This window comes from Streptomyces sp. ActVer, assembly GCF_027270795.1.
In the GTDB taxonomy this organism is placed as follows: Bacteria; Actinomycetota; Actinomycetes; order Streptomycetales; family Streptomycetaceae; genus Streptomyces; species Streptomyces umbrinus_A.
This window is the reverse complement of record NZ_JAPWHT010000517.1, coordinates 1-6,965: the sequence shown is the minus strand read 5'-3', so window position 1 is coordinate 6,965 and position 6,965 is coordinate 1. Positions and strand designations below refer to the sequence as shown.

Genomic DNA, 6,965 nt, shown 5'->3' with positions numbered 1-6,965 from the left:
GCTGCGCCGGCGGCGTGCCGGTGCCGCCCTGCGGCTGGACACCGCCGCCGGGCCGGGAGTTCTGGTTGCCCGGGCCGCCGCCCCCGAAGGGCAGCAGCGAGGACGGGGAGAGTGAGGGGCCCCAGCCCATGAACGCCATGCCGAGCACGACCGCGTACCCGATGCAGACGACGCCCAGGAGGAGACCGATCCGGCGCAGCAGCCTGGCTCTGCGCCCGGAGTTGTCAACGAACACGGGACCGTCTGCGGACCCTTTGGACCCGATGGACCCGTTGCCGCGTTTGCGGCGGCGCCCGCGGCCGTGGCCGGCGGCGCGGGATTCGATGGAAGGCTCGAGATGCATTCCCCGGATATTAGGCAGCCTTTATGTGTCCGAAACTCTGATTTCCTTGTGGGACGGCCATGAGAAATGCCTGATCCTGTCGTTTCCCTGAGAGAGTTCGGCTCGGCTTCGTGCACCACGGTCGCCTGTGAGACGTTTTCGGTCCACGACGTGAACCAGAGAGCGGTGCATACGCAATGCGGAGTTTCCTCAAGCCGACTGCCGGGTTCGTCTGTCTGGCGGCCCTGACCTGCGCCGGGTGCTCCTCGGAACCGGACTCGGAGTCGTCGTCATCGTCGTCCTCACAGCCGTCGGCGACGGGGGCGGCCTCGGCGGAGTCGGCCACCACCACGTACGCCCCGTACGTCAGCGCCACCACCGCCTCCGACAACGACTCGGCCGGCTCCCCGGCCACGTACAACCTCGCCTTCGTCATCGCGGGCGGCAGCAGCTGCACGCCGAAGTGGAACGGCACGACGGCCATCGGCGACTCGGCGGTCAAGTCCCGCATATCGGCGCTCACTCGGTCCGGCGGCGCCGTGCGCGTCTCCTTCGGCGGCGCCTCCGGCAAGGAGCTCGCCTCGACCTGCGACAGCGCCTCCGAACTGGCCGCCGCCTACGGGGCCGCGCTCGACGCCGCCGGGGCGACGGAGGCCGACTTCGACATCGAGGGCGAGCAGTTGACCGACTCCGACTCGGTCGCGCTGCGCTCCGAGGCGATCGCCCTCCTCCAGAAGGAGCGCTCCGACCTGGCGGTCACCTTCACCCTGCCCGTGATGCCGTCCGGGCTCGACGGCGACAGCGTGGCGCTGCTGGAGTCCGCCAACGACAACGGCGTCCAGGTCTCCACGGTCAACATCATGACCATGAACTACGGCAGTTCGTACGACGAGGACATGGGCGACTACGCCGAGACGTCGGCCCAGGCCGCCCACGATCAACTTCAGGACATCTTCGGGCTGTCGGACGCCGGGGCCTGGAAGGGGCTCGCCCTCACCTCGATGATCGGCGTCAACGACGTGGACAACGAGACGTTCTCCCTGTCCGACGCGGCGCAGGTTCGCTCGTTCGCGGAGGAGAAGGGGGTTGCGTGGGTGTCGATGTGGTCGACGTTCCGGGACCAGCAGTGTGAAGGCGACGATGCGTCTTCGGATGACGCTGCGACGAATTGCAGTGGGGTTGATCAGGGGGCCGGGGATTTCGCGGAGGCGTTCACCGGGTGATTGGGGTCACATTTCGACTGCGGGTGGGTGGGGGTTGCTCGCGCCCCGCGGCGGAGCCGCAAATGTCACCGCCCCGCGCCCCTAAAGACGAAAGGCCAGCGCTACCGCCCGGGCCGTTCGTCTTCGGGGGCGGTAGCCCCTTGCTTTTTAGGGGCGCGGGGAACTGCGCGACCAGCCCCCACCGGGCCCGCACCCGAAAACCGGCCCAACCAGCGGAGCTACCGGCGCCTATGCACAAGGCGTCCCGCGCACACAGTTGCCACGCACGCCCCGTCCTCGTCGAAGACCGCGAGGTCGGCCCGGCCCCCGGCCTCGATCCCCGCGGGGCGGACCCGGGCCAGGACGACCACGTCGTTACGCCCGGCCGCACCCCTCAGCGCGACCGAATCGACGTACTGCTCCAGAACCGCCACCGCACCCGACTTCAGCACCGCGTGCACCCGTTCGCGCGGCGTCGGAGCATCCGGGAGCGGGCCCTCAAGGACGAGGCCAGGCCCGAGCACCCCGGGCCACCGCCGCACACGCGCACCCGGAAAACGCTCCTGAAGGCCGGCCAGCGACCCCGTCGCGGCAACCCGGTCGCCCTCCACGGCGACAGCCCCGTCCTTGACCGGATCGGGGTCGCCCCAGGCGTACCGCAACTCGTCCGCGACGTGAATCGTCAGCACAGCAAAGCCAGTTGGAACACTGATCGCACCGGTCGGGGCACTAGTTGGAGGCGAGGAGCTTGAGCTCCGGGTGGGCCGTGCCGCCCTCGATCGCCGTCGACGAGATGTGCGACTGGACCCGCTCGTCGACGGGGTCGTTCGCCGGGTCGTCGTGGACGACGAGGTGCTCGTACGTCGTGGCCCGCTGGGCCGGGACGCGGCCCGCCTTGCGGATCAGATCGATGATCTCCATGCGGTTGGAGCGGTGCTTGGCACCGGCCGAGGAGACGACGTTCTCCTCCAGCATGATCGAACCGAGGTCGTCCGCGCCGTAGTGAAGCGACAGCTGGCCGACCTCCTTGCCCGTCGTCAGCCAGGAGCCCTGGATGTGGGCGATGTTGTCCATGAAGAGCCGCGCGATGGCGATCATCCGCAGGTACTCGAAGAGCGTGGCCTGCGTACGGCCCTTGAGGTGGTTGTTCTCGGGCTGGTACGTGTACGGGATGAAGGCCCGGAAGCCACCCGTCCGGTCCTGCACGTCACGGATCATCCGCAGGTGCTCGATGCGCTCGGCGTTGGTCTCGCCGGTGCCCATCAGCATGGTGGACGTGGACTCCACGCCCAGGTTGTGCGCGGCCTCCATGATCTCCAGCCAGCGCTCGCCGCTCTCCTTGAGCGGGGCGATGGCCTTGCGGGGCCGCGCGGGCAGCAGCTCGGCCCCGGCGCCGGCGAAGGAGTCGAGCCCGGCGGCGTGAATGCGCTGGATCGCCTCCTCGGCGGAGACCTTGGAGATACGGGCCATGTGCTCGACCTCGCTCGCCCCCAGGCTGTGGATGACGAGCTGCGGGTAGGCGGCCTTGATCGCGGCGAAGTGCTTCTCGTAGTACTCGACGCCGTAGTCCGGGTGGTGCCCGCCCTGGAACATGATCTGCGTCCCGCCGAGCTCGACGGTCTCCGCGCAGCGGCGCAGGATGTCGTCCAGATCCCGCGTCCAGCCCTTGGCGGTGTCCTTCGGCGGCGCGTAGAAGGCGCAGAACTTGCACGCCGTGACGCACACGTTCGTGTAGTTGATGTTCCGCTCGATGATGTACGTCGCGATGTGCTCCGTACCGGCGTACCGACGGCGGCGTACGGCGTCGGCGGCGGCGCCGAGCGCGTGCAGCGGGGCGTCGCGGTAGAGGTCGAGCGCCTCTTCCGGGGTGATCCGCCCACCCTCGGCGGCACGGTCGAGGACGGACTGGAGGTCGGCCTTCTCGGTCACCGGAGCGGTCCCTTTCATAGGGGTGTGGACGGACTGATCCAGCGTACGCCAGGACATGTGATCACCCGACGTCAGGCCGTGTGGTCACCCGGACGTCAGGCCGCGTACGCCCCGATGAGCAGGCCCACGAAGGCTCCCGCGATCAGGAAGGGCCCGAACGGCATGGAGGTCTTGCGACCGGCCCTGTGGACGACGACGAGCCCCAGCCCGTACAGCCCGCCGAACAGGAACCCGGCGAAGGTGCCGAGCAGCAGGGCTCCCCAGCCGTACCAGCCGAGTACGGCTCCGATCCCCAGCGCCAGCTTCACGTCACCGAAGCCCATGCCGTTCGGGTTGATGAGGAAGAGCACGAAGTAGCCGCCACCGAGGGCGAGGGACCCGTACAGCGCGGTCAGCCATTCCCCGGCGTTCTCGGGCGCGGCGGCTGCTCCTACGAGCAGGACCAGGGCGGCTCCCGCGAGCGAGAGCGTCAGCACGTCCGGCAGCCGCTGCACGGTGAAGTCCACAACGGCGAGCAGCACGCCGAGGGGCGCGACCAACAGCCAGACACCCAGCTCGGGCCGGGTACCGGTCGCTGCCGCAAGCGCCGCGCAGACGAGCGCGGTCGCGAGGGCGACGAGGGGGGTGCTGGGCCCGTACGCCTGCCCCCCACACTCCCGGCAACGCGCCAGCCCGACCCGGCCGACGATGAGATGCCCTTCGGGACACCGCGTCTGCCACGGCTCGTCGGGGGCGACGGAGAAACGGTGGGCTGCGCGGGGCACGAACAGACCGACGACGCCGCCCCAGAGTGCGGCGCCGCCGATCATCAGCAGGTCGATCGGCTGGAAACCGCTCATCCCACTGCGGCCACGCCGCTGCGCCAAGCCGGCAGCAGCTCGTCCAGCAAAGCCTCGGTCCTGGGCGGCAGCCCACGAGCACCGCTGCGCGAGACCAGATCCGACGCGAGCCTCTTCAACCGCTCGCTGTCACCGGTGGCATGCGTCGCCCGAAGCAGCTCGTTCCACAACCGCTCATCGCCCGGCGCGGAGCCGAGCGCCGCGTTCAACGCCTCGATCGCCTTCTCCGCCCGGTCCTTCTCCAGGTGGAACGCGGACAGGGCGAGCCCGATGTCCGCGACGAGCAGGGGCAGTTGCGCGTCGATGATCTCGTGGGTCAGCCACCCGTACCGCCCCGCGGTCCGCTCGGCCAGCAACGGCCCCCGCACCAGCACCAGCGCGTCGGTCAGCAGACGCCCGCGCACGGCACGGCTGTTGGCGCCCCGCCCCTGCGTGGCCTCGTGGTACAGCGACCGCAGCACATCCAGGTCGGACACGACGGACTTGGCGAGCTTGAGCCGCCCGGTCGAGTCGGTGCCGAGCCGCGGCGTACCGTCCGGGTCGTTGCCGAGCCAGGCGCGCAGCCGCTCGACGAGCGCGTCCCGGACGTCGTCCGTGACACCGCGCGGCCAGAGCGCGGAGGACAGCACCCGCGGGTGCACGCCCTCGCGGTGCAGAAGCAGCAGCGCCAACGCCTCGTGCAGCAGCGGGCTGCGCTCACCGTCCGGCGTTTCGAGGCCGATGATCTCGTACGGGCCGACGAGCCGCGCGTACACCGCGGGACGCCCCTGCTCGCTGATGTCGACGAGGAACGGCGGGGTGGTGGTCGGGCGGTCGTCGTCGCGCTCGGGGTCGGCGTCGGTGAACAGCTCGACGACAGCCCGCTGCTGGGACACCGGCAGGAGCTGCGCGTCGAGTTCGAGGCCGAGGAGCGGCGCGAGGAGCTTGCCCTCGCTGGTGATCTCCATCTCCCAGGCGGCACCGGGCAGATCGCCCGACTGCGTGCCGACGAGGTACCCGATGCCCAACCTGCTTGCGTCGGCGGCGAGTTCGGCGAGCGTGACGGCGTCCTCGGCGGACGGCTCGGCGGCCAGCAGTACGAGGTGCGGGGCCCAACGGGTGTGCTGGGCAGGGCCCGTACGGCCGGTCAGGACCGAGTCGTGCCCTGCGGCACCGAGCGCACCGCGCCGCTGCCGTGTCTCCGCCTCCATGGTCTCCACGAGCGCCTCGATGTCGTCGAGGTGGCGGAGCCGGTTGGGCGCGAGGGGCGTGAGGTCCTCGCCGAAGCCGACGAGAGTGATCGTCATGCGGTCGGACCAGCCGTTGGTGGCCAACTCGGCGGCCACGGAGGCGAACACGCCCGCCCGGTCCTGCTCGCGGCCGCTCAGCGAGACGATGCCGGGCACGGCCTCCAGGTTGAGGAGGAGCCGCGAGTCGTCCATCGTGCCGAGGCTGACGAGGCCGGGGTACGGGGCGGCCGTGTCGACGTCCTCGTACCGCTCGGCGTCTGCGCGGGCCAGCATCCAGAACGTCTGGTCCTGCCCGAGCTGCCAGGGCGCCGGCGGCTTCCCGGCGGGCTGGGCGAGCTGGAGGTGCAGGTCGCCGTTGCCGCTCATCCAGGCCGCGTAGACGGTCGGCAGCGGCCGGGACTCACCCGCGAGCGAGGCGGCGAGCCCGCGCAGGGAGAGGTCGAGAAGGCGCACGCCCTCGGGGTCGGCCCCCACCAGCAGCGCGTCCTGCGCGTCGGCGGCGGCGCCGGTGGGCGTCGGCGGTTCCATGCCGCGCCGCCCGCCGACGGCACCGAGGGCGGACTGCCACAGCGCCTGACGCCGGCGCCGGCCGAGGGCGCCGAGGAGTCCGGCGGCGAGAAGGGGCGCGCCGAGCAGTGCCTGCGGCAGCCCGAACCCGCCGTCTTCGCCGGCGGCCGGGGCGGCATGCTCCTGACCCTGCTGCCCCTGCTGTCCTCGCTGCCCGTCCTGGCCCTGCGGGTGTCCCTGGTCGGGGGCGGGCCGCTGCTCGGGAAGGCTGATGTGGGCGGTGTCGCGGTCGAGGGATCCGGAGCCGCCGCCCTGCCGGCCGCCGGCGCCCTCGGCACCGCCGGTCCTGGCGTAGTCGGAGATCTGCTGCTGAACTTCCTCCGAGACCTTCGGGGCCTCGTCGGGCATCTCCACCAGCTCGCCGCCGCGGGCGTCGCCGGGCATCTCCATGATCCAGCCGGGCCGGATGAGGCTGGCCTCGGAGAGCTTCGAACCGTCGGGCTGCGTACGGTCCTTGTTGAGCTGGTAGATCTCCTTGTACCGCCGCCCGTCGCCGAGGTGGCGCTCGGCGACCTCCCAGAGGGAGTCGTGGTGACGGCCCTCGGGCGGCTGGATCCGGTAGAACTTCGTGTCGTCGTCCGAGGCGTGGGCGCCGGTCCCGCTCTCGGCGTGCGCGGCGGCGGAGGCCGCCTGCTCGACCAGAGCGGCGGCCGTCGAGGCCGCCTGCTCCTGCTGCTGGCCCAGCAGCCCGCCCGGCGTCTGCTGCGCAGCCGCGGCGGCCGGCCGCTGGTTCCCCTCCAGTTGCTGCCCGAGCTGCGACAGCCCCGGCGTGAAGCTCGCCGCGGTCGCGCCGACGGGCAGCGGCGCCGCGACGGGCGGGGGCGGGGGCCCGCCGCGCTCGTGGCACTCGGGGCGGTTCCGGTGCTCGGGCTGATGG

Annotated in this window: 6 protein-coding genes; 1 reads left to right on the top strand and 5 read right to left on the bottom strand. The window is 71.5% G+C overall.

Annotated features, from left to right (window positions below; genetic code table 11):
• On the bottom strand, positions 1-343 hold a 343-nt coding region (locus O3Q52_RS46035), incomplete at its 3' end, for a hypothetical protein (RefSeq protein WP_269654448.1).
• A 176-nt stretch (positions 344-519) separates the two neighbouring features.
• Here O3Q52_RS46035 and O3Q52_RS46030 point away from each other — a divergent pair.
• Positions 520-1,545: a chitinase gene (locus O3Q52_RS46030; RefSeq protein ID WP_269654447.1), complete on the top strand. Its 1,026-nt coding sequence runs from the start codon at positions 520-522 to the stop codon at positions 1,543-1,545.
• 218 nt (positions 1,546-1,763) lie between these two features.
• On the opposite strand, the gene O3Q52_RS46025 is transcribed toward O3Q52_RS46030, so the two are convergent.
• The 4 genes from O3Q52_RS46025 to O3Q52_RS46010 all read right to left on the bottom strand — a co-directional run.
• On the bottom strand, positions 1,764-2,213 hold the full coding sequence (locus O3Q52_RS46025; RefSeq protein ID WP_269654446.1) for a hypothetical protein: 450 nt from the start codon (positions 2,211-2,213) through the stop codon (positions 1,764-1,766).
• Positions 2,214-2,253: 40 nt separating this feature from the next.
• Positions 2,254-3,453: a cyclic dehypoxanthinyl futalosine synthase gene (mqnC, locus tag O3Q52_RS46020; RefSeq protein WP_269654445.1), complete on the bottom strand. Its 1,200-nt coding sequence runs from the start codon at positions 3,451-3,453 to the stop codon at positions 2,254-2,256.
• Positions 3,454-3,548: 95 nt separating this feature from the next.
• Positions 3,549-4,292 carry an A24 family peptidase gene (locus tag O3Q52_RS46015; protein WP_269654444.1) on the bottom strand — a complete coding sequence of 248 codons (744 nt, stop codon included), beginning with the start codon at positions 4,290-4,292 and terminating at the stop codon, positions 3,549-3,551.
• The coding region (locus O3Q52_RS46010) for a BTAD domain-containing putative transcriptional regulator (protein ID WP_269654443.1) at positions 4,289-6,965 on the bottom strand (2,677 nt) is incomplete at its 5' end. The genes O3Q52_RS46010 and O3Q52_RS46015, both read right to left, overlap by 4 nt.

Coding starts and splice junctions, on each gene's coding strand:
- O3Q52_RS46030 (WP_269654447.1), top strand. CDS start 520: ATGCGGAGTTTCCTCAAGCCGACTGCCGGGTTCGTCTGTCTGGCGGCC.
- O3Q52_RS46015 (WP_269654444.1), bottom strand. CDS start 4,292: ATGAGCGGTTTCCAGCCGATCGACCTGCTGATGATCGGCGGCGCCGCA.